The organism is Ferrovibrio sp. (assembly GCF_029255545.1).
Lineage (GTDB): Bacteria > Pseudomonadota > Alphaproteobacteria > Ferrovibrionales > Ferrovibrionaceae > Ferrovibrio.
The window spans coordinates 37,886-58,054 of the sequence record NZ_JANLJJ010000033.1; the positions used below are offsets into that span (position 1 = coordinate 37,886).

The 20,169-nt window shown below is 62.5% G+C and carries 21 protein-coding genes; 8 read left to right on the forward strand and 13 right to left on the reverse strand.

What is annotated here, in order from left to right:
* Positions 1 to 7 precede the first annotated feature (7 nt).
* The 5 genes from Q1J79_RS06210 to Q1J79_RS06230 are packed head-to-tail and all read left to right on the forward strand — an operon-like array spanning position 8 to position 3,913.
* Positions 8 to 751: an ABC transporter permease gene (locus Q1J79_RS06210; protein WP_300298013.1), complete on the forward strand. Its 744-nt coding sequence runs from the start codon at positions 8 to 10 to the stop codon at positions 749 to 751.
* The gene (locus tag Q1J79_RS06215; protein WP_300298016.1) at positions 748 to 1,854 is read left to right on the forward strand and encodes an FAD-binding oxidoreductase; all 1,107 of its coding nucleotides are present in this window, start codon (positions 748 to 750) and stop codon (positions 1,852 to 1,854) included. Before Q1J79_RS06210 ends, Q1J79_RS06215 begins: the two co-directional genes overlap by 4 nt.
* Positions 1,847 to 2,155, forward strand: coding sequence for a (2Fe-2S)-binding protein (locus Q1J79_RS06220; protein WP_300298018.1), 309 nt, complete (start codon positions 1,847 to 1,849; stop codon positions 2,153 to 2,155). Before Q1J79_RS06215 ends, Q1J79_RS06220 begins: the two co-directional genes overlap by 8 nt.
* Positions 2,152 to 3,564 carry an NAD(P)/FAD-dependent oxidoreductase gene (locus Q1J79_RS06225; RefSeq protein WP_300298021.1) on the forward strand — a complete coding sequence of 471 codons (1,413 nt, stop codon included), beginning with the start codon at positions 2,152 to 2,154 and terminating at the stop codon, positions 3,562 to 3,564. The genes Q1J79_RS06220 and Q1J79_RS06225 overlap by 4 nt, the downstream gene beginning before the upstream one ends.
* Positions 3,554 to 3,913, forward strand: coding sequence for a RidA family protein (locus Q1J79_RS06230; protein WP_300298025.1), 360 nt, complete (start codon positions 3,554 to 3,556; stop codon positions 3,911 to 3,913). Before Q1J79_RS06225 ends, Q1J79_RS06230 begins: the two co-directional genes overlap by 11 nt.
* Positions 3,914 to 4,040: 127 nt before the next feature.
* On the opposite strand, the gene Q1J79_RS06235 is transcribed toward Q1J79_RS06230, so the two are convergent.
* From Q1J79_RS06235 to Q1J79_RS06295, 13 genes are all read right to left on the reverse strand, one after another.
* On the reverse strand, positions 4,041 to 5,147 hold the full coding sequence (locus tag Q1J79_RS06235; RefSeq protein WP_300298027.1) for a DUF1513 domain-containing protein: 1,107 nt from the start codon (positions 5,145 to 5,147) through the stop codon (positions 4,041 to 4,043).
* Between the two features lies 1 nt (position 5,148).
* Positions 5,149 to 6,228 carry an imelysin family protein gene (locus Q1J79_RS06240; protein ID WP_300298030.1) on the reverse strand — a complete coding sequence of 360 codons (1,080 nt, stop codon included), beginning with the start codon at positions 6,226 to 6,228 and terminating at the stop codon, positions 5,149 to 5,151.
* A gap of 13 nt (positions 6,229 to 6,241) precedes the next feature.
* Entirely contained in the window at positions 6,242 to 7,711 is a 1,470-nt protein-coding gene (locus Q1J79_RS06245) for a di-heme oxidoredictase family protein (protein WP_367182965.1), read from the reverse strand.
* Positions 7,653 to 8,930: an imelysin family protein gene (locus tag Q1J79_RS06250; protein WP_300298036.1), complete on the reverse strand. Its 1,278-nt coding sequence runs from the start codon at positions 8,928 to 8,930 to the stop codon at positions 7,653 to 7,655. Before Q1J79_RS06250 ends, Q1J79_RS06245 begins: the two co-directional genes overlap by 59 nt.
* A 23-nt stretch (positions 8,931 to 8,953) precedes the next feature.
* The gene (locus Q1J79_RS06255) at positions 8,954 to 9,718 is read right to left on the reverse strand and encodes an energy transducer TonB (protein ID WP_300298039.1); all 765 of its coding nucleotides are present in this window, start codon (positions 9,716 to 9,718) and stop codon (positions 8,954 to 8,956) included.
* Positions 9,719 to 9,724: 6 nt separating this feature from the next.
* Entirely contained in the window at positions 9,725 to 10,198 is a 474-nt protein-coding gene (locus Q1J79_RS06260) for an ExbD/TolR family protein (RefSeq protein ID WP_300298041.1), read from the reverse strand.
* A 10-nt stretch (positions 10,199 to 10,208) separates the two neighbouring features.
* Positions 10,209 to 10,895: a MotA/TolQ/ExbB proton channel family protein gene (locus Q1J79_RS06265; protein WP_300298043.1), complete on the reverse strand. Its 687-nt coding sequence runs from the start codon at positions 10,893 to 10,895 to the stop codon at positions 10,209 to 10,211.
* A gap of 146 nt (positions 10,896 to 11,041) precedes the next feature.
* A complete protein-coding gene (locus Q1J79_RS06270) occupies positions 11,042 to 12,019 on the reverse strand; it encodes a mitochondrial fission ELM1 family protein (RefSeq protein WP_300298046.1) in 978 nt (325 codons plus the stop codon).
* The gene (locus Q1J79_RS06275; RefSeq protein WP_300298049.1) at positions 12,013 to 12,768 is read right to left on the reverse strand and encodes an MBL fold metallo-hydrolase; all 756 of its coding nucleotides are present in this window, start codon (positions 12,766 to 12,768) and stop codon (positions 12,013 to 12,015) included. The genes Q1J79_RS06270 and Q1J79_RS06275 overlap by 7 nt, the downstream gene beginning before the upstream one ends.
* An 8-nt stretch (positions 12,769 to 12,776) precedes the next feature.
* Positions 12,777 to 13,580 (reverse strand): TatD family hydrolase, encoded by an 804-nt coding sequence (locus Q1J79_RS06280; protein WP_300298089.1) that lies wholly within the window; start codon positions 13,578 to 13,580, stop codon positions 12,777 to 12,779.
* 7 nt (positions 13,581 to 13,587) lie between these two features.
* Complete coding sequence (metG, locus tag Q1J79_RS06285; protein WP_300298052.1) at positions 13,588 to 15,144, reverse strand: methionine--tRNA ligase; 1,557 nt, start codon at positions 15,142 to 15,144, stop codon at positions 13,588 to 13,590.
* 53 nt (positions 15,145 to 15,197) lie between these two features.
* The gene (locus tag Q1J79_RS06290; protein WP_300298055.1) at positions 15,198 to 17,024 is read right to left on the reverse strand and encodes a tetratricopeptide repeat protein; all 1,827 of its coding nucleotides are present in this window, start codon (positions 17,022 to 17,024) and stop codon (positions 15,198 to 15,200) included.
* A complete protein-coding gene (locus Q1J79_RS06295) occupies positions 17,021 to 17,569 on the reverse strand; it encodes a hypothetical protein (RefSeq protein WP_300298058.1) in 549 nt (182 codons plus the stop codon). Before Q1J79_RS06295 ends, Q1J79_RS06290 begins: the two co-directional genes overlap by 4 nt.
* A 74-nt stretch (positions 17,570 to 17,643) precedes the next feature.
* Between Q1J79_RS06295 and Q1J79_RS06300 the strand changes: the two genes are divergently transcribed.
* From Q1J79_RS06300 to Q1J79_RS06310, 3 genes are all read left to right on the forward strand, one after another.
* The gene (locus Q1J79_RS06300) at positions 17,644 to 18,654 is read left to right on the forward strand and encodes an aspartate carbamoyltransferase catalytic subunit (RefSeq protein WP_300298060.1); all 1,011 of its coding nucleotides are present in this window, start codon (positions 17,644 to 17,646) and stop codon (positions 18,652 to 18,654) included.
* A 10-nt stretch (positions 18,655 to 18,664) separates the two neighbouring features.
* A complete protein-coding gene (pyrC, locus tag Q1J79_RS06305; protein WP_300298063.1) occupies positions 18,665 to 19,972 on the forward strand; it encodes a dihydroorotase in 1,308 nt (435 codons plus the stop codon).
* Between the two features lie 3 nt (positions 19,973 to 19,975).
* On the forward strand, positions 19,976 to 20,169 hold a 194-nt coding region (locus Q1J79_RS06310; RefSeq protein ID WP_300298066.1), incomplete at its 3' end, for a glycerol-3-phosphate acyltransferase.

Consider the following 20,169-nt stretch of genomic DNA (forward strand, 5'->3'; position numbering starts at 1 on the left):
ATGCTTCATGCTGGCGCCACTGGTCGTGGTCGCCTTGGTGTCGATGACCGACAAGGGCTATGTCGCTCTCCCATTCGACGGCGCTTCACTGCGCTGGTACAGGGCGATTCTGCATGCGCCGGATTTTATCGATGCTTTCTGGCGCAGCATTGGGCTGGCAGCCACAGCCGCGACCATCGCCACATTGGTGGCCATACCGGCTGGGATCGCTATCGCATGGCACCGTTTCCCCGGGCGCGATGTCGTTCTCGGGCTGCTGCTCTCGCCATTAATGGTTCCCCATGTGGTACTCGGAATTTCGCTGCTGCGTTTTCTGACCCAGATCGGCGCTTCGAGCACGTTGTGGGGATTGGCGGTCGCCCACACGGTGATCGTGCTGCCTTATGTCCTGCGCCTGATTATTGCTGGCGCGACCGGCTTCGACCGCAGCCTGGCGCAGGCAGGGTATTCGCTTGGGGCCTCGGCATGGACGGTGTTTCTGCGGATCGAGCTGCCACTAATCCTGCCCGGCGTGGCGGGGGGGTGGCTGATCGCTTTCATCAACAGCTTTGACGAATTGACGATGTCGGTTTTCGTCGCGTCCGCCACAACCGAGACACTGCCGGTCAAGATGTATAACCACATTGCTCACACTATTGACCCACTGGTGGCCTCGATATCGACGGTTCTGATCGTCATGACGCTGATCCTGATGGTCATTCTGGATCGCTTCTATGGGCTGGATCGCATTCTCGCGGGCAAATCGAAATGACCTCCATCGCGTGTGACACAGTCATTGTTGGCGGCGGCGTGGTGGGATTGTCGATCGCCTATGGTTTCGCCAGACGCGGAGATCGGGTAGCGGTACTGGACGAAGGTGATGTCGCTTTCCGGGCTGCACGTGGAAATTTCGGTCTGGTCTGGGTGCAGGGCAAAGGCGCTAAAAATCCGGATTACGCTCGCTGGACCATGGCGGCGGCGGCGCTGTGGCCCGCTTTCGCGGAGGAATTGGCGGCCCAGGCAGATACCGATCTGCAGCTCTGCCAGAATGGCGGGCTGAGCATTTGCCTGAACCAGAGCGAGCTTGAGACGCGCGCGAGCGAACTGCAGGCGTTGCGTACGCAGTTGGCCTCGAATTACCCCTTCGAGGTGCTCGACGCCAAGGCGCTCCGCGGGCTGGTCAGCGAGGTGGGGCCGGAGGCCGTGGGGGCGATATATTGTCCACTTGATGGGCATGTCAGCCCGCTGCGCTTGTTGCATGCTCTGGTGACCGGTATTCAGGCGCGCCGCGGAACCCTCCTGCCTGGGCATACGGTGGAGAACATTATCCCCAGAGGCGGAGAATTCGAGATGCAGGCTGGCGGCAAGCGGTTCAGCGCTGGCCGGGTTGTGCTCGCCGCCGGTCTTGGCAATCGCGCCCTGGCGCCGATGGTCGGCTTGAATGCGCCGGTAAAACCCGTGCGGGGCCAGATTCTGGTCAGTGAGCGCATAAAGCCGTTTCTGCGGCTGGCCACGCTGACAGTCCGGCAGACAGGCGAGGGGGTCGTGCAGATCGGCGATTCAAAGGAAGATGTGGGGTTTGATGATTCCACAACTATTGATCAGCTGGCGCATATTGCTCATCGGGCGGTGCGCTGTTTCCCGAAATTGCAGAATGCGAACCTAGTGCGTTGCTGGGGTGCGCTGCGGGTAATGACGCCAGATGGCTATCCGATCTACGAGGGTTCGGCAGAATACCCCGGCGCTTATGTAATCACGTGTCATAGCGGGATCACACTTGCCGCAGCTCATGCAGGCCCTCTGGTGGAATGGATGCTGGGAAGAGCGCGTTTTTCCGATATCGGTGGCTTTGGGGCAGAGCGATTTCATGTTTAAGCGGATGCAATCACCGGTCGCGCCGGAGCAGGACGGCTTTGAGCTCTGTGTTGATGGCACGCCGATCACCGCCCAAAATGGTGAAACCGTGGCGCTAGCCATGCTCAATGCGGGAATAGTTCCATTCCGGCACACGGCGGTGTCGGGACAGGCGCGGGCCCCTCTTTGCCTGATGGGTGTATGTTTCGACTGCATGGTCGAGATCGATGGCCGACTTGTTCAGTCCTGTATGGTGGATGCGCGACCCGGCATGCGTGTGACATTGCTGACCGGCGCCCGGGATATCGGAGCGGCGGAATGACCACGCGGGAATGCGATCTGCTGGTAATTGGCGGCGGGCCCGCCGGAATGGCAGCGGCCAATGCCGGTGCCGCGCTTGGCCTGAAGACACTGCTGATGGATGAGCAGATGCAGGCAGGTGGCCAGATATACCGCAACATCAACGGTGTATCCGGCCATCTCGGCGCGCTGTTGGGTCCGGACTACCTGCATGGCAGGGAACTGGCGGCACGATTGCGGGGTAGCGCAGTCGAAACGCATTTCGGTACGCTGGTATGGGAGGTCACGGCCGACCGCGAGGTCAGCGCGCAGAAGAACGGGCAATCGTTTCGCTTGCGCGCGAAGCAGATCATCGCCGCAAGTGGAGCGATGGAACGTGCATCGCCAGTCCCCGGCTGGACTTTGCCGGGGGTGATGAATGCCGGCGCGGCACAGATTGCTCTGAAAAGTGGCGCAAGCCTTCCGGCTGGCCGGGTGGTGCTGGCGGGCGGCGGACCTCTGCTGTTCCTCGTCGCTTGCCAGCTCATGGATGCTGGTGCCGAGATCACTGCCATTGTGGAAACTTCACCAGCGGCCAATCTGTTGCGGGCCTTGCCCCATTTGCCGACCGCATTGACGGCGCCAGCCTATCTGATCAAGGGTCTTTCCATGATGCGCAAGATCCGCGTCGCTGGAATACCTTGGTTCAGGCAGGCCTCGGCTCTCTCCATTGACGGCAGGCAGCAGGTGGAGGCCGTTCGATTTCACTCCAGGGGGCAGGATCAGCGGATCGCTGCCGATGTCGTTTTGCTGCATCACGGTATCATACCGAATACCCAGATCGGGCGGATGCTGCGCATAGAGCATGCCTGGAATCAGGGGCAGTTGTGCTGGCATCCGATATTGGATTCCTGGGGCGAGACATCATCGCCCGGAATCAGGATCGCCGGTGATGGCGGCGGCATTGCTGGTGCCCTGGCAGCCGAGGCCAGCGGAATGATTGCGGCTTATGGGGCCGCTTATACACTTGGCAAAATTACCGAACCTGAACGGGATCGCGGCACCGCCATGATGCGGCGGCTGCTCGATCGGCATCGCCGCATCCGGCCCTTTCTGGATGCCCTATATCAGCCACCCGAATGGCTGCTTCAACCATCCGATGACGTTGTCGTCTGTCGATGTGAGGAGGTGACGGCCGGCCGGATCCGGAAGATGGCCAGTCAGGGCTGTACCGGGCCGAACCAGACCAAATTCTTCAGCCGCTGCGGCATGGGACCTTGCCAGGGTCGCATCTGTGGGCTGCCTGTGACGCAGATTCTCGCCAGGGAACTGCGGCGCGATCCGGGTGAGGTCGGTGCCTATCGTATTCGACCGCCTTTGAAACCGATCCCGATCGGATCGCTGGCCGCCCTGGACAGCACCACGACAACAGGAGACGACTATGGGAACTGATATCCGGAGAATTCAGACCAATGCCCGCATGAGCAAGGCGGTGATATGCGGCGGAATGGTGTTTTTATCCGGTCAGACATCCAGCGGGATGGCAGCAGACTCTCTGGACCAGCAGATGCAGGAGGTTCTGGGCCGCATTGATAAGCTCCTGGCAGAGGCGGGCAGTGACAAGTCCCATCTGCTGACTGCGACGATTTATCTAAAATCGGTGGCCGACTTCGCGGCGATGAATGTGATCTGGGAAGGGTGGATTCCGTCAGGGGCTGCTCCGGCGCGCACGACTGTGGAGGCGAGGCTCGCATCACCGGATTTGCTGGTCGAGATAACGGTTGCCGCACGGCTGCCTTGATCACAGCCAGTGGTGCTCCGCAGCCAATTCTGGTTGCTCCCAGGGTCAAAAGGTGGTGACCGCCAAGATACCCATTAATCGGATAATTTATATTATGGAAAATAAAGATAGTCGTTATTTCAGTACTTTACGCCGTAACCGCCAGCATGTGATTATCCCACTTCCACCCGGTGCTACTTTGCAATGCAGCGACCTTCAAGCCATGCTGCCAGGATGCGATGCGGCCCAGTCCGTTGCTGACAAGGAACCCCGCGCTATCTGCCTGCGCTGCCACGCCACAGACATCCGACATCCCGGCCGCTGCCAGATAATGCTGCTGGTCCATGTCCCACAGCACCATCCGGTTGCCGCGCGGACTGGTCACCGCCAGCAGCCGGCCGCCATCATCCATGGCGGCGCTGCCGCAATACTGCCGCAGGCCGGCGCGCTGTTCCGGCGGTATTGGCAGGAACCGCAGCCCGGTGCGCTCCTCCGGCCCGCCATGCCAGGCCACTAGCGGCACTTGGTCGGTTTCGGGCCCCTCATACTGCATGGCGATGGCTACCCGGCCGTGCCGGTCGATGGCGATATGACGGATGCTGAGCTGCCGCAGCTCATGGTCTGGCCGGACCTGCCGGATCAGCCGACCGGTGGCGGAATCCAGGTAGACCAGCGACGGGTTCATATCCGGGATGTTCAGCTTCAGCCTGGGCATGCCGGCCAGCATCAGGATGCCGCCATTGGCCACCACCAATGTCCGGCCATCGGGCATCAGGCGGATTTCATGCGGGTCCAGACCGTGGGTCGGATATTCACCGATCCGGCGATAAGCCTGCGCCGCATCATAAATCCCGAGTACGCCTTCGCCTGTCGAGCCGACCGCCTCGGTGGCAAACAGCAGCCGTCCATCGGGCGTGAACGCGCCATGACCACAGAAGCTGCGATCACCGGTAGCAGCAATGCGATGCAGTTCTATGCCGTCCCGCACCGCGAACACCACGGCGTAATCACCCGGCCGGCGCGAGAATGCCACGGCGACATCGCGACTGCGTGCAAAGCCGTGGCCGCGCCCTGGCAGGGTAAGGCTGTAGCGGATCTGGCCTGCCGCATCGAACCCGGCGACACCAAAGCCGCCTCTGCTGCCATAGGCATTCAGATAGAGCCGCCCCGTGGCGGCCCTGGCGATCCCGGCCGGCAACAAGGCCGAGGTCGCCAGTAGGCCAATCGCTGTGCGTCGCGAAACGATGGCCGTCATTTCAGTCACCATCCAGCGCATTGAAACCAACCGCAATCTGTAGCGCCGCGGGTAGGCGCTGCATCACCATGGTCTTCAACGCCAGCGTATCGGCGGCCAGCTTCTCGGCCTGTTTGCGTCCGGCATCATCCTGCACCGCGCGTTCCAGTGGCATGGGCAGCGCTGCTGCCGAGGTTTGTGCGCGTGTAAAGGCATCGCGGATCGCTGTATCCAGAGATTTATCTGTGACCTGCGTCGCAAAGGCCGTCGCATACAGATCGGCCGCTGCCGCCAGATTGCGCTGGATATTGCGTAGCGAGCGTTCGCTGCGCCAGGATTCCGCAAGGCGCGGCCGGGCATCGTCGGCCGAAGCGCCGAGCGGCCGGGCCAGCTTGTGATCAGCCGCCAGTTCGATCGCCGTATAGAGGCTCTTGAACAGGTCCAGCGTGGCCTCCTGGGCATCACGGTAGCGTGGATCGCTACCCTGCCCCGGGTTCAGCATCTGTGCGGCAAAGCCTTTGTCCGTCGCGCGCCATTCCTGCCGTGTTTCGCGTACCATGCCGTGCAGGTTTTCCGCGATTGCAGCCATATATCCGCAACGGAAAACCGCATCTGGGCCGGCCTGCAGCTTTTTCGCGTCTTCGCCAAAAATAATGCGCTCCAACGCCGGCAGGCCCTGAACCGCAACGCTGCCGCGGCCCAGGATATCGGCATCAACCGCCCCCTTGGCATGCTTGGCGATCAACTCGGCCATCTGTTTGCCGATGGTGTTGCGCGGATCGGGCCAGAAGGCGAAACGCTGGCTGCGGAAAAACAGATCAATCGGACCGAACCGCACATGCTGGATATCCTGCCAGGCATCGGCTGTATCGTGATAGGCTTGCTGCAGCGTTTCGATCTTCCGCCCTGCGACCGGCGCAGCACAGAAAACCCTGACCGTCTGTTCCAGCTTTGCAGTTGCTGTTGCCAAGCCATCATAGCGCGGCAGGACGTGGCCTTCGACCGCGACGCGGTTGATCACATCATAGGTCTTTGCCTCAAGGGCCATTGCCGATTCCGGCAGAACCAACAGCAGGAACAACACCAGCCTTGGGCTATGCATGCCTGTCTCCGCGTTACAGCGAATTGATAAAGGCCAGCAGATCGGCCCGTTCCTGGCGATTCATGCCGGCCACGCGGTCGCGCGCTGGCTGCGCTTCGCCACCATGCCATAAAATGGCTTCCAGTACGCCTCGGGCGCGACCGTCATGCAGCAGAAAATCGTGGCCACTGACCGTACGGGTCAGGCCGATGCCCCAGAGCGGCGCGGTGCGCCAGTGCCGGCCGCTGGCGCGGCTTTCCGGCCGGTTGTCGGCCAAGCCCTCGCCCATGTCATGCAGCAGGAGGTCGGTATAGGGCCAGATGGTCTGCTCCGATTGTTCAGGATGGGCCGCATCTGCCGCCGTCTGATGGCTGGGAATGTGACAACTCGCGCAACCCGCCACCGCAAACAAAGCCTGGCCACGACGCACGGCGGGATCATCGGGTTTGCGTCGCGCCGGCACAGCCAGGTTGCGCGCATAAAACACCGTCAGATCAAACATCTGACGCGGCACTTCGACGCCTTCGTCCGGGTCGTCGCCCGTCGGCGCGTTCAGGCAGTCGCGTTGCGTCACCGTGCATTCGCCACGAGAGGCTTTGGGCAGAAGCGGCGTGGAGAGACCAAGATCACCGGCAAAGGCCTCCGCCGTCTGGTCGGCCACCGTGGCGGCGCCGGATTTCCAACCGAAACGGCCGAGCATCGGTTTACCATGGGCGTGACTCCACACCCGGTTGGGCAGGCCGGCGATACCATCGTGGTTGCCGTCTTCGGGGTCGGCGTGGCGCAGGATGTCGGCTTCCGGGATCATCTCCAGCAGTCCGAGGCCGATCATCTGCGGTGTCACCCGCGGCGAGATCATGGTTTGTGGATGCAGAGGCCCATAATTCAGGTCCGCGATGCTGTAGTCTGGCTTGCGCAGCATGACCGTTTCGCCATCGGCGAACTCGACTTTTACGTCACTGTATCGAATCTCCATGCGGCCCTCGGCCAGCAGGCCCTGCACGGAAAAGGTCTGTAGCTGCGTGCCATAGGTCGGCTCCGGCGTCACCGCGCGGATGAAGGATTCCAGCGCCTGCCGGTCTGCTTGGCCCTGCGGCAGGATGCTGAGACGCAGGAACATCGACCCCGCCGCTTCGCCCTCGGCCGGCGGCCGGCCACGGCCATCCTTCAGATGACAGGACTGGCAGGAGCGCGCGTTATACAGCGGGCCAAGGCCATCCGACGACGTGGTCGAGCTTGGCGACGATGCCCAGAGCTTGCGGAAAATCCCATCGCCGATCTTGAAATCGAGCTGCCGCTCGAACCGCATGTTGGCGGAAGGATGGGAAAAGACCGAGCTGTTGAGCGGCTTGGTAACCGTTGCATCGCCGCCAGGGCGTCGTTCATCGGCGCCGGCTGGGACCGCCAGAACCGTCGCAAGGGCGACGATGCCGGCACCCGCGATCTTACTTCTTGCCGACCTTATCGGGCGCATCAAGACTGTCTGACCCTTCGAATGTGGCATTCAGTTCCAGCGCGGCAACCAAGCGCTCCAGCGTCTTCGTCTGGTCGGTCAGCCGGTCGATGCCGGCCTGTATCAGGGTGCTACCCTCTGCATTCCCCTCGCCGATCATCTGGTCATAGGCTTCCCTGGTCTCGGCGCGCTGCCTGATCGCGCTGAAGGCATCGATGGTCGCCTTCAGCTTGCCGCGCATCTCGGTATCCAGCTCCGGGGCGACCACGCGCACCAGATGCGTCAGGCCCAGCCCCTTTACTAGGCTTCCATTGATCCGTTTGTATTCGCCGCCATAGACATTCAGCATGCCTGCCACGTCGTAATAATGCGCATTGTGTGTGTTGTCAGAGAAGCAGTCATGCTCCTCCTCGGGATCGTGCAGCAGCAGTCCAAGCTTCATGCGTTCGCCGGCCAACTCACCGTAAGACAGGCTGCCCAGGCCGGTCAGGATCGCGCCGATGCCGGCATCCAGGCTTTTCTCGGTTAGCGCCTTGCGCGCCGCGCCATTAGTCTGCCACTGCCTGGCCATCCAGGCCAGATCGTCAACCAGCATCTGGGTTGCCACGGTCAGATACTGGCCGCGACGGTCGCAATTGCCGTTGGTGCAGCCCTGCTTTGCATAATCGGTCCAGGGCCGGTTGCCGGCACCTGGACCGGTGCCGTTCAGGTCCTGGCCCCAGAGCAGGAACTCGATGGCGTGATAACCGGTCGCGACATTGGCCTCTACGCCGCCGACTTCATGCAGCTTGCGCAGCAGCTTCCAGTCGATTTTCGCCGCATCCAGAACCTTGCCGCCAAACCTGATCTGCCTGTTTGCGATCACGTTCGCGGTATAGAGTGGATTCTCGTCGGATTCCTCGCCATAGCGGCCGGCATCGACATAGTCGATCAGGCCCTCGTCCAGCGGCCAGGCATTGACCCGGCCTTCCCAGTCATCAACGACGGCATTGCCGAAGCGGTAGACCTCGCTCTGCATGTAAGGCACGCGCGAGGCAATCCAGGCTTCACGCGCCGCCTTGAGGCTGGCTTCCGACGGGGCCGCGATCAGGGTGGAGACAGCCTTTTGCAGGCCGCGTGCCGAGGTCAGCGAGTCCTCGTAGATTGCCTGGGCGATATCGCCATAGGTTTTCAGGACCGCCGACTTGGTTGCATCCTGTCCTGCGGCGGAGGCATTTCCGGCTGCAAACAGTCCCAGTGCGAAAGCCAGCGCGATGGCAATGCGATGCATGACAACTCTTCCCCTGGACAAGCTCATTTCAAGAAAAACTGGATCGGCACAACCACGTCTAGGCTATTCTTGCCCAGGGTTGCCGGGATCGGCGGCAATGGCGATGCCTTGGCAATCATGCGCTCAACGGCATCATCGAGCGCGTCATGGCCTGAACTGCGTTCAATACGATGGCGTGTGACGCGGCCCTGCTCATCGATGGTGAAGCGCAGATGCGTTACGCCTTCCATGCGCCGCAACTGGGCTCGACGCGGATATTCCTTGTATCGTTCCAGCCAGGCCAGCAGGGTCGCATAATAATTTGCTTCTGCGTTCGGATTGGCCACGACGCGCGGCGCCGCCATGACTGGTCCGGATGGTGCCGGCGGAGCGGCCGCTACCTGCGTTCTGACCGGCGCCGGTTCGGCGGCTGGCGGCGGAGCCTCGACTGGCTTGGTCACAGGCTCGGGTTGCGGCTTGGGCGGTTGTGGTTTTGGCGAACGCTTGACCACCGGTTTTGGTTTCGGCGGCAATACCGGTTCGACATCCGATTCCGTTGTGGTCGAGGTGATCAGCTCCGGTTCCTTGACCAGTTCCGGTGGCGGCGGAGGTGGGGCATGCTCGACAAAGGGCTGAGGCGCTGGCGCTTCTGCCGGAGGAGCGCTCGCCATCAGCAGCACTTCGACACCCTGGAGCTTTTCCTCGGCCACGATGGGCTTGGTAAAGAACGGCAGGCCGAACAGAAACGCCGCCGCGATCGTTGCATGGGCGGCAACCGATACCATCCAGGATGAAACCTGCGTCTTCATCACGTGTTACCGCGGCGCCAAACCAGCGGCAGCCGGTTTTGTCACGCCTTCCGCCACCAGAGAAATCTTGCCATAGCCGGCTTGGCCGACAAGGCTCATGAGATCCATTATGCGGCCGTATTCCAAAGCCTTGTCGCCGCGGACATAGACCGCGGTATCCGACTCGGCATGGCGCATCTCGCTCAGGACGCGCACCAGATCCTGCTCTTCGACAGGGTCTTTGCGGATGAACAGTTTGCCATCCTTGTCCATGCTGATGACCAGCGGCTCCTTGGGCGGAGACACCTTGGTGGCCGTGGTCTTCGGCAATTGCAGCGGCACGCCGACCATCATCAGCGGCGCGGCAACCATGAAAATGATCAGCAGCACCAGCATGACGTCGACAAAGGGCGTTACGTTGATATCGGCCAGCGGCTTGTAGCTGCTAAAACTGTCGTCCTCGAAACCGCCGCTGCCGCCGCCTATGGGGGAAATCGCCATGATCGGCCTCTTACTGTCCGGCCTCGGCATGGGCGCGCGCGGCATGTGTGCCGCCGCGGGCGAATTGGCGGGCCGCCTCGGAGATGGCCGCGTTGAAGCGCTGCGCCAGGCGCCCCAGATCGGTGCTCAGCTTGTTGTACGCAATCACGGCCGGAATGGCGGCCACTAGGCCAAGCGCGGTGGCGAACAGGGCCTCGGCGATGCCCGGCGCCACGACGGCCAGGCTGGTGTCGTTCGAGCCGGCAATGGCGGTGAAGCTGTTCATGATGCCCCAGACGGTGCCGAACAGACCCACGAAAGGTGCCGCCGAGCCGACGGTCGCCAGAAACGGCAGGCCGGGCTCGACCTGGCGGAGCTGCTGCGCCATGGCCAGTCGCATGGCGATTTCCAGCCGGGCGCGGAAATCATGCCGACTTTCGCCAATATCCTGCCCGTCCCGCTTCTCGCGGGCTGCGGCTGCCAGGATGGCGCCCTGCAGGCCGTCGATGGTGGTTTTCCCGCCGGCAGCCAGTAATGCGTCGGCCTTTACCGCAGTCTCAAAGGCCGAGGCGGCCCGACGCACCCGGCGGAATTTGGCCGCCTTTTCAATCATGATTGCCCAACAGGTAATCGAAGCCAGCACCAGCAGCGCCATTACCAACTGGACGATCGGATCCGCATCGAGAACCATCGCCATGAAGGAAAATTCATGGGTCATCAATATTTTACTCCATTATCGCACCGCCTCTGCGTGCGGCCCACCAGCTGGGGTGTAGCTATTAATAATGAGAAACGATCGCAAAATAAAGCCACTCAGCTATAAATGTAATATTATAACTAATAAAAAATCAGAGACCGGAAAGATCAGGCCCAGCCCAGGCGCTGTCTGACGTCCTGCGCCATGTGGTCCATGTCATCCAGGCGGCGGTTATCCCACTGCATCAGGCGGCCATCGAACCACTGGATCAGGCCGTCTTTGAGCAGGCTGTCGAAAAACGCATCAAAGCGTTTCGACTTGCCCGGCAGACGCGCGACCAGCACCGGCTTGCCGGTGGAGCAGGCCTCCGAAATCATCGACACGGAATCGCAGGTCACCACGATGGCATCGGCCAGACCGAGAAAACCGAAATAGGGGTTTGGCCCCTTCCCGTCCCACAATACGGCCGGCAGGCTGGCCAGGCCGCCGCGCAGGATATTGGTCTCGGCTTCGCCGCTCCGGCGCGAGATAGTCGCCATGATGCCGCAGCCCGAACGTTCCGCCATGGTGCGAAGCTGGACGACAAACTCATGCATCCAGTCTTCATCCAGCGTGTAGTAACGGTTGTTCCCGCCCACCAGAACGGCCACGCGCGGATAAGGCAGATGCGCGTATTCCTGTCGCAGCGCCTCGGCGCCAGTCTGCAGCTTCAGCCGCGTGACGCGGTGTAGTGCCCCCTTGGAGACCAGCACATTGGGGCCGCGCATGCGGTCATGCTCCGGGACGATCAACAGATCCCAATAGCGCGACGAGGCCTTCGGATCCTGGACATGGATCAGCGTGGTCCTGCCGCCGCTGGCTTTCTTTACCGCCAGCGCCCAGAGCGCCGATTTGCGGCCGCAGGTGATCAGCACATCCGGCCAGGGCTGATCGCCGAACAACGCCCGGCTTTCCGGTGTGATCGCATTCAGGCTGGCAAAGGCCGGATGCATCGGCGCCCAGGTATAGGGCCAGCGATACTCGACTTCGAAGCTCTGCGGCAGGCCGAAGCCGCCGCCGTTGAACAAGGCCTCGGCCAAGCCGAGTGCCTGGTTCAGCATGCCGGCAGCGCCCTTCTGGCTGACCGCCCAGATCGACTTCAGCATTCCAGCACCATGCCATCATAGGCGGGCTCGACGCCTGGCGGGAGTTCGCCTTTCAACGTGCTGTAATCCAGATCGATATGCATGTTGGTCAGTACCGCGCGTTGCGGCTTCACGCGCGCGATCCATTCCAGCGTCTGCTCGACATGGCTATGGGTCGGATGCGGCGTATAGCGCATGGCGTCGACGATCCATAGCTTCACGCCTTCGAGCGCCGCAAAGGCATCGTCATCCAGTCCGACCACGTCGTTGGAATAGGCAATGTCGCCGAAACGGAATCCCAGGGAGTCAATATTCCCGTGTCGCTGCATGATTGGCATAACATCAATGGCGCCAACGCTGAACGGACCATCGATCAAACGTGGTTCTATGATCGGCGGATAACCATCACCGGCTTTTTCGAAGCAATAGCCGAATTTACGCTTCAGCCGTTCATGGGTGAAGGCATCGGCATAGCCCGGCACGCGCTGGCGCGAGGTATAGGCCAGGATGCGCAGGTCATCCAGGCCATGGGTCTGATCGGCATGGTCATGGGTCCATGCCACGGCCGAGACCCATTTAATATCATTGGCCAGGAACTGGTTGCGCAAATCCGGGCTGGTATCGACCAATAGCCGCGTATCGCCCTGCTCGATGACAATCGAGCAACGCGAACGCCGGTTCTTCGGTTCGGCCGGATCGCAGGCGCCCCAGTCGCCATCGATGCGAGGAACGCCGGCTGACGTGCCGCAGCCCAGGATGATCGCGCGCATCGTCAGGATCAGGCAGCCCGGCGGTCAATCACCGCCGCCTGCGGGACCTTGTCGAACAGCCGCAGAAAATTCGCCGTAGTCGCCTCGGTGATTTCGGCGATGCCGACCTGCTTCAGCTTGGCGAGGAAAGCCGCTGTGTGCACGACGAAGGATGGTTCGTTACGCTTGCCGCGCAACGGCACCGGTGCCAGATACGGTGCATCGGTTTCCACCAGCAGATTGCGCAATGGTAAACTCTGCGCCGAATGCTGCACCTCGCGGGCCTTGTTAAAGGTCAGGATGCCCGAGAATGACACCATCATGTCATGCTTCACCGCCAGTTCGGCCAAGGCATGGCCGGACGAGAAGCAATGCAGCAGGCCCTTGAACCTGCCCTTGGCCATCTCGGCCTCAATGATGGCGGCGGTATCGTCATCGGCATCGCGGGTATGGATTACCACCGGCAGGCCGGTTTCGCGTGCGGCCTGGATATGCGCAAGGAAGCATGTCTTCTGCGCTTCGCGGTCGCTGTGTTCGTAGAAATAGTCCAGCCCCGTCTCGCCGATGCCGACCACCTTTGGATGCCGCGCCAGTTCGACCAGTTTTGCCGCGGCCACGTCCACATGATCATCGGCTTCGTGCGGATGGATACCGACGGTGCAATAGACATCGGGATAGGTTTCCGCTACGGCCAGCACGCGATCGAATTGGTCCAGCCGCGTCGAGATGGTCAGCATCAACCCGATGCCGGCCTGGCGTGCGCGCTGGATGATCGCATCACGCTCCTCGGCGAAATCCGGAAAATCGAGATGACAATGGCTGTCGACCAGCAGGGCCATGTCAGGCGCCTTCCTTTGCGGCTTCGACATAGCGCGGGAACACGCCCTGCGGGGCTGGCAGCGGCGTGCCGGCGCGCAGGCGGCCAAGCTCACCCAGATGGGCAAAGCTGCGCGCGGCTTCCGAGACGCCGAGCTGGTCGAGCATTTTCGCGGCCGAAACCGGCATGATCGCCTGGGCCAGAATGGCAAGCTGGCGGATCGCCTCCAGCAAGGCCCATAGCACGGTTTCCATGCGGGCCGGATCGGTCTTGCGCAGGGTCCAGGGCGCGGCGACGTCGATATACTTGTTCGCCGCATCGACCAGATCAAACCACTGCTGCAAAGCGGTATGGATCGCCTGCTCGTCCAGTGTGACGCGCATGCGATCAGCCAGACTGTCGGCTTCTGCCAGCAGCGCCTCGTCCATCTCGGTCAGTAGGCCAGGCGTCGGCACGGCGGCATTGGTGTTCTTGGCGCAGAACGACAATGTGCGCTGCGCCAGGTTGCCGAAGCCATTGGCCAGTTCGCTGTTGATGCGGCTGACGATGGCGGCGCGACGAAAATCGCCGTCATTGCCAAATGGCACTTCGCGCATCAGGAAATAGCGCGTCTGCTCCAGGCCGTATTCCTCGATCAGCGCCAGCGGATCAATCACATTGCCCAGCGACTTCGAAATCTTCTGGCCTTCATTGGTCCACCAGCCATGGGCGAAGACGCGCTTGGGCGGCGCCAGGTCGGCGGCCATCAGGAAGGCCGGCCAATAGACGGCATGGAAGCGCAGGATGTCCTTGCCCACCATATGCAGGTCGGCCGGCCAGAATTTCCTGTAGCTTTCGCTGTTCGTGTCGGGATAGCCGGCGGCGGTGATGTAGTTGGTCAGCGCGTCGAACCACACATACATCACATGAGCCTCATCGCCCGGCACCGGGATGCCCCACTTGAATGTGGTGCGCGATACCGAGAGATCCTTCAGGCCGCCCTTCACGAAGCTGATCACCTCGTTGCGGCGGCTGGCCGGCAGGATGAAGCCGGGATTGTCTTCATAGAATTTCAGCAGCCGGTCGCCCCAGGCCGACAGCTTGAAGAAATACGACGGCTCCTTCACCCATTCGACCGGCGCGCCCGAGGGCGCCAGCTTCTGGCCGTTCGGGCCGTCCTGCAATTCGTCTTCCTGATAGAAGGCCTCGTCGCGCACGGCGTACCAGCCTTCATAATGGCCCAGATAGATATTGCCCGACGAGACCACCTTCTGCCACAGCGCCTGCACCGACTTCACGTGTCGCGGCTCGGTGGTGCGGATGAAATCGTCGTTGGAGAAATTCATCGCCTTGGCCAGGTCGCGGAAACTCTGGCTCACCCCATCGCAGAAGGCCTGCGGATCGACGCCGGCCACCTCGGCCGCCTTCTCAACTTTCTGGCCATGCTCGTCGGTGCCGGTCAGGAACATCACGTCATAGCCGTCCAGCCGCTTGAAGCGCGCCAGCACGTCGCAGGCCAGCGATGTATAGGCATGCCCGATATGCGGCTTGTCATTGACGTAATAGATCGGCGTGGTGATGTAATAGGTTTTTTGGGTCATGGGCTTAAACTAGGGTCTGGGCGGCGGCGATGCCAGCGGCGGGCCCTGTGCTATCACCTGGAGCCCGGTTTTTCCAGCGATTCCAGCCGGTTTGCCACGATCTCCAGCAGGCCGGACCAGTCTTCGGCGGCATTGTGGCGGAAAATCCGCATCTGCGGATACCAGGGCGTATCCTCGCCCGCCCCCATCAGGTAGAAAAAACGGCTCTTGCCTGTCGGGGCCAGCAGCCAGACCGGCAGCCCCAATGCACCTGCCAGATGCGCCGTCACATTCGACACGCTCAGCACCAGATCAAGCCCGGCGATCTGTGCCGCCAGCCCGTCCAGATCGTTCTGCGCATCGATGGCCGGGTCGCGGATATAGCGTGCGCCAAACAGCGCGGTGAGCACCTCATGCTCGGCCTCGGTGGCGCCGTATTGCAGGCAGACGAACCGATGTTTCTTCAGGGCGGCCAGCGGGGCCAGGGTTTCAGGCGATAGCGATTTCGCGGCGCCCAATGCCGGGTTGGCGCTGCGCCAGGACAGCCCGATCAGACGATCGGCGCTGCCGTCGCGATACCGGGCCGCAAGTTCCGCGGCGCGCGACATATCGGCTTTCAGAAACGAATGGCCAGGCGGTGCCTGCCGCGGCAGATCGCCAAGCGGCAGGTGAGCGTCGAAACGGGCTGCCATAAGAGCCGGATCAGGCTGTGGCATTTCGGCGACGAAATCCAGCTGCGGGAAACTGCGTCGCAGCAGCGGGATCAGCCGCGCATCGGTTTCCAGCGTTACGCTGCCGTTGCCCCTCGCCAGCAGATCGGGCAGATACTGCAGAAACAGCAGCCGGTCGCCCAGCCCCTGTTCGCCCCAAAGCAGCAGCCGCCCGGGCAGCAGTCGCTCCGGCAGGGCATCGCTCTGCCATTCCGGCCAGGGCCAACTGCGCTGCGGCAGCGGAGGCTCGTCCTTGCGCCAGCGCCAGCGATAGGCCAGCCAGCCGGAAGCGAAGTCGCCCTGCGCCAGGGCAGCAAGGGCATAATTCCATTGTCCCTCGGCATCCTGTGGGCGTCGGCTGAGGGCTTCGCGGTAAGCTGCAACGGCTGCCGGCAGATCACCCAGCACGTGCAGCGCCTGGGCCTGCGCCAGCCAGGCATCGGGATGACCCTGGGTCAGTTGAACCGCCTGCCGGGCCAGAGCCAGCGCGGCCTCGGCCTGGCCGGTTTCGCGCAGTGAGCCGGCCTTGTTGACCATTGCCATCGGATAATTCGGTCGCAGCTGCAAAGCCTGGTCGAAATGCATCAGTGCGGTGGCGTGGTCACCCTGTGCCGCCAGCAGACCACCCAGATTGTTGTGGCATTCCGGCGCCTGTGGCGCGAGTTGTACGGCGCGGCGGGCCGCATCAAGCGCGCCGGGCGCATCGCCCAGCCTGCGCAGGCAGTCGCCCAGTTGCAGCCAGGCCCCGGCATGGTCAGACCTGCGGGCCAGCAATTGCCGATACCCGCCTGCCGCCATTTCCCAGGCCCCGGCCACGCGTTGCGCCTCCGCCCACAGGTAGAGGATGTCCGGATCATTGGGGGCCAAACGGCGCGCCGTTTCGGCAGCTTCGCGCGCCAGCACGAGCTGGCCAGCCGCCAGCAGGCACTCCGTATAGCTCAGCCACAAACCCGCTTCGGATGGCGCCCTGTCGATGGCATGGCGCAACAGTGGCGCCGCTTCTCCGGCCCGCCCGACCTGTACCAGAAGGCGGGCCAGCAGGTTGCTGGCATCCAGGGTTTCCGGGGCTGCCGCCAGCACGGCGCGATACAGCTTTTCGGCTGCCGTCAGGTCGCCGCGCCGATGCGCATCCAGGCCCGCCTGCAGCTGTTCCAGCACGGCCGGATCCAGTCCCAGCGTACCTGTGGTCATGTCTCGAAACGGAAGTCGGGCACGTCGATGCAGCGTTCCAGCATCTGCTTCATGCGCTGCTCGACCTCATCATACAGCAACCCCATGTTTTCGGGAATCAGCTGCGGCGGCACGTTGGGCAGGATGTCGCGGCGGAAGTCAGCCAGCACGTCCTGCTGCATTAGGAACACGGCCTGGGCGAAGAAATTGATCATGCCGCGCCGTTCCAGCACGGTCAGATAAGCCCCGATGCCACGCAGCAGGGCATGGAAGGCGCGCACCTTCACGGCCGTCACTTCATGCAGGATCGGTTCGCGCGTCACCGGCGGCATGTTTTCCAGCTTGCTTTCGATCACGTCGCAGAAGGACAGGAATTCCTGCACGCGGCGGAAGGCATCGGCATAATCGGAGAAACCGATCAGCATGGCCCGGTCCGACATCTCGACCGTGGCGACATGGACATCCTGGGCCCGGCCGTTCAGCACCTGCAGCAGGCGCACGGCCTCGCTGGCTGCCGTATCGGCAGTCGTAAGCTCGACCTGATTCTGGCGATAATCCTGCACCATGATGGGCAGCAGAGCAGAAAATGGTTAATGGTTTCATTGCCGCGCGGGCCCGATTTCTGTATGATGATTCGTCAATGTCAGCCAGTCGCGCCGCCAAAACCGCCGAACAGCCCGGCCACGGGTCACCGGTGCCGTTTCCTCACCGCCATCTCCTTGGAATTGAAGGACTTTCAGCCCAGGATATCGAAATCCTGCTGAACCGGTCCGACTATTACGTCGACCTGAACCGGGCGGTGGAGAAGAAACAGACCAGCCTGCGCGGCCGCACCATCATTAACCTGTTCTTCGAGAACTCGACCCGGACCCGAACCTCGTTTGAGCTGGCCGGCAAGCGACTCGGGGCTGACGTCATCAACATGTCGGTCGCCACCTCTTCGGTGAAAAAGGGCGAGACCCTGATCGACACCGCCATCACCCTGAACGCCATGCACCCCGATCTGCTGGTGGTGCGGCACCAGGATTCTGGCGCGGTCGCCCTGCTGGCCCAGAAGGTCGGTTGCGGCGTGATCAACGGCGGCGACGGCAGCCATGAGCACCCGACCCAGGCCCTGCTGGATGCGCTGACCATCCGCCGCCGCAAGGGCAGGCTCGAAGGGCTTTCGGTGGCGATCTGCGGCGACATCCTGCACAGCCGGGTGGCGCGCTCGAATATCCATCTGCTCAACACCATGGGGGCCCGGGTGCGCCTGATCGCGCCGCCTACCCTGCTGCCGGCTTATGCTGACCGGTTGGGCGTCGAGGTGTTCCATGATATGCGCAAGGGCCTGACCGACGTCGACATCGTCATGATGCTGCGCCTGCAGATGGAGCGTTTCCACGGCTCCTTCGTGCCGTCCACGCGCGAGTATTTCCACTTTTACGGTCTCGATTACGAAAAGCTCGGCTTCGCCAAATCCGATGCCCTGATCATGCACCCGGGACCGATGAACCGCGGCATCGAGATCGATACCGAGGTGGCTGACGACATTCATCGCAGCGTGATCCACGAGCAGGTCGAGATGGGCGTCGCCGTCCGCATGGCCTGCCTGGAGCTGCTGGCCCAGCACCTGCCGAACTGGCGCGGCACCACGCCGGCCGGGACCTGAAGATATCGCCATGCCGCCACGTCGCCGCACGCTCTACACCAACGCGCGCCTGCTCGACCCCTCCTCGGGTCTCGACGTCAAGGGCGCCCTGCTGACCGAAAGCGATCGCATCATCGATCTTGGCCCCAAGCTCGCCAGCGGCGGCTTTGCCGGCGATACCGAGGTGATCGACTGCCAGGGCCATTGCCTCGCGCCCGGCCTAATCGACATGCATGTCTGGCTGCGGGAACCCGGCGCCGAGCACCAGGAAACCATCGCTACCGGCGCCCGCGCGGCGGCGGCGGGCGGCGTCACCACCATGGTGGCAATGCCCAATACCGATCCGGTGATCGATGAGGTCGCGCTGGTGGAATTCATCGCCCGTCGCGCCGCCGATACCGCCGTGGTGCGAATCCTGCCGGCCGCCGCGATCACCAAGGGCACCAAGGGCGAGGAGATGACCGAACTGGGCCTGCTGGCCCAGGCCGGCGCGGTCGCCTTCACCGATGGCGAAAAACCGGTTGCCTCCTCGCGCCTGATGCGGCGCGCATTGTCCTATGCCACCACCTTCGACCTGTTGCTGATGCAGCATTGCGAAGACCCGTCGCTGGCCAAGGGCGGCGCGATGAACGAGGGCGAGATCGCCGCTCGCCTCGGCCTTGCCGGAATCCCGGCCGTGGCCGAGATCATCATGCTGGAGCGCGACCTGCGCCTGCTGGAAGTCACCGGCAGCCGGCTGCATGCCACGCATCTCTCCACGGCGGAATCGCTCGATGCCGTACGGCGCGCCAAGCAGCGCGGCCTGCGCATCACCGCCGGCGCGGCGCCGCATAATTTTGCCCTGAACGAACTCGATGTCGGCGACTATCGTACCTTCGCCAAGGTCAAGCCACCCTTGCGTGTCGAAAGTGACCGCAAGGCCGTGGTTGATGCCATCGCCGACGGCACCATCGACGTGATCTCCTCAGCCCACGCACCGCAGGACCCGGAAAGCAAACGGCTGCCTTTTGGTCAGGCCGAATTCGGCATCATTGGCCTTGAAACTTTGCTGGCCCTGACGCTGGAGCTGTATCACAACGGCTCGGTCCCGCTGCTCAAGCTGCTCGCCTGCCTGACCTGCAATCCGGCCCGGCTGCTCAAGCTGCAAAGCGGTCGCCTGGCGCCGGGTGCGCCGGCCGACCTGCTGGTCTTCGATCCCGATACGCCCTGGCGCATCGACGAGAAAAAATTTCGTTCCAAGGCCAAGAACTCGCCCTATGATGGCCGCCGCGTGCAAGGTCATGCCCTGCGCACCGTGGTAGGCGGCCAGACCGTGTTCCAGCGCAAGCGCGAAAGCTGACACATGACCGACCCTAATCTCTGGGCGCATGAACCGTCGTATTACCTGGCGGCTGCCGTGCTGGGTTATATGCTGGGCGCCATCCCCTTTGGACTGGTGCTGACGCGCCTGAGCGGCTTGGGCGATATTCGCAGCATCGGTTCAGGCAATATCGGCGCCACCAATGTGCTGCGCACCGGCCGCAAGGATCTCGCCGC

Bases quoted from the DNA above. Each gene is read 5' to 3' on its own strand.
- Q1J79_RS06210 (WP_300298013.1), top strand. From the start codon at position 8: ATGCTGGCGCCACTGGTCGTGGTCGCCTTGGTGTCGATGACCGACAAG.
- Q1J79_RS06215 (WP_300298016.1), top strand. From the start codon at position 748: ATGACCTCCATCGCGTGTGACACAGTCATTGTTGGCGGCGGCGTGGTG.
- Q1J79_RS06220 (WP_300298018.1), top strand. From the start codon at position 1,847: ATGTTTAAGCGGATGCAATCACCGGTCGCGCCGGAGCAGGACGGCTTT.
- Q1J79_RS06225 (WP_300298021.1), top strand. From the start codon at position 2,152: ATGACCACGCGGGAATGCGATCTGCTGGTAATTGGCGGCGGGCCCGCC.
- Q1J79_RS06230 (WP_300298025.1), top strand. From the start codon at position 3,554: ATGGGAACTGATATCCGGAGAATTCAGACCAATGCCCGCATGAGCAAG.
- Q1J79_RS06235 (WP_300298027.1), bottom strand. From the start codon at position 5,147: ATGACGGCCATCGTTTCGCGACGCACAGCGATTGGCCTACTGGCGACC.
- Q1J79_RS06240 (WP_300298030.1), bottom strand. From the start codon at position 6,228: ATGCATAGCCCAAGGCTGGTGTTGTTCCTGCTGTTGGTTCTGCCGGAA.
- Q1J79_RS06245 (WP_367182965.1), bottom strand. From the start codon at position 7,711: ATGCCACATTCGAAGGGTCAGACAGTCTTGATGCGCCCGATAAGGTCG.
- Q1J79_RS06250 (WP_300298036.1), bottom strand. From the start codon at position 8,930: ATGCATCGCATTGCCATCGCGCTGGCTTTCGCACTGGGACTGTTTGCA.
- Q1J79_RS06255 (WP_300298039.1), bottom strand. From the start codon at position 9,718: ATGAAGACGCAGGTTTCATCCTGGATGGTATCGGTTGCCGCCCATGCA.
- Q1J79_RS06260 (WP_300298041.1), bottom strand. From the start codon at position 10,198: ATGGCGATTTCCCCCATAGGCGGCGGCAGCGGCGGTTTCGAGGACGAC.
- Q1J79_RS06265 (WP_300298043.1), bottom strand. From the start codon at position 10,895: ATGACCCATGAATTTTCCTTCATGGCGATGGTTCTCGATGCGGATCCG.
- Q1J79_RS06270 (WP_300298046.1), bottom strand. From the start codon at position 12,019: ATGCTGAAGTCGATCTGGGCGGTCAGCCAGAAGGGCGCTGCCGGCATG.
- Q1J79_RS06275 (WP_300298049.1), bottom strand. From the start codon at position 12,768: ATGCGCGCGATCATCCTGGGCTGCGGCACGTCAGCCGGCGTTCCTCGC.
- metG (WP_300298052.1), bottom strand. From the start codon at position 15,144: ATGACCCAAAAAACCTATTACATCACCACGCCGATCTATTACGTCAAT.
- Q1J79_RS06290 (WP_300298055.1), bottom strand. From the start codon at position 17,024: ATGACCACAGGTACGCTGGGACTGGATCCGGCCGTGCTGGAACAGCTG.
- Q1J79_RS06295 (WP_300298058.1), bottom strand. From the start codon at position 17,569: ATGGTGCAGGATTATCGCCAGAATCAGGTCGAGCTTACGACTGCCGAT.
- Q1J79_RS06300 (WP_300298060.1), top strand. From the start codon at position 17,644: ATGTCAGCCAGTCGCGCCGCCAAAACCGCCGAACAGCCCGGCCACGGG.
- pyrC (WP_300298063.1), top strand. From the start codon at position 18,665: ATGCCGCCACGTCGCCGCACGCTCTACACCAACGCGCGCCTGCTCGAC.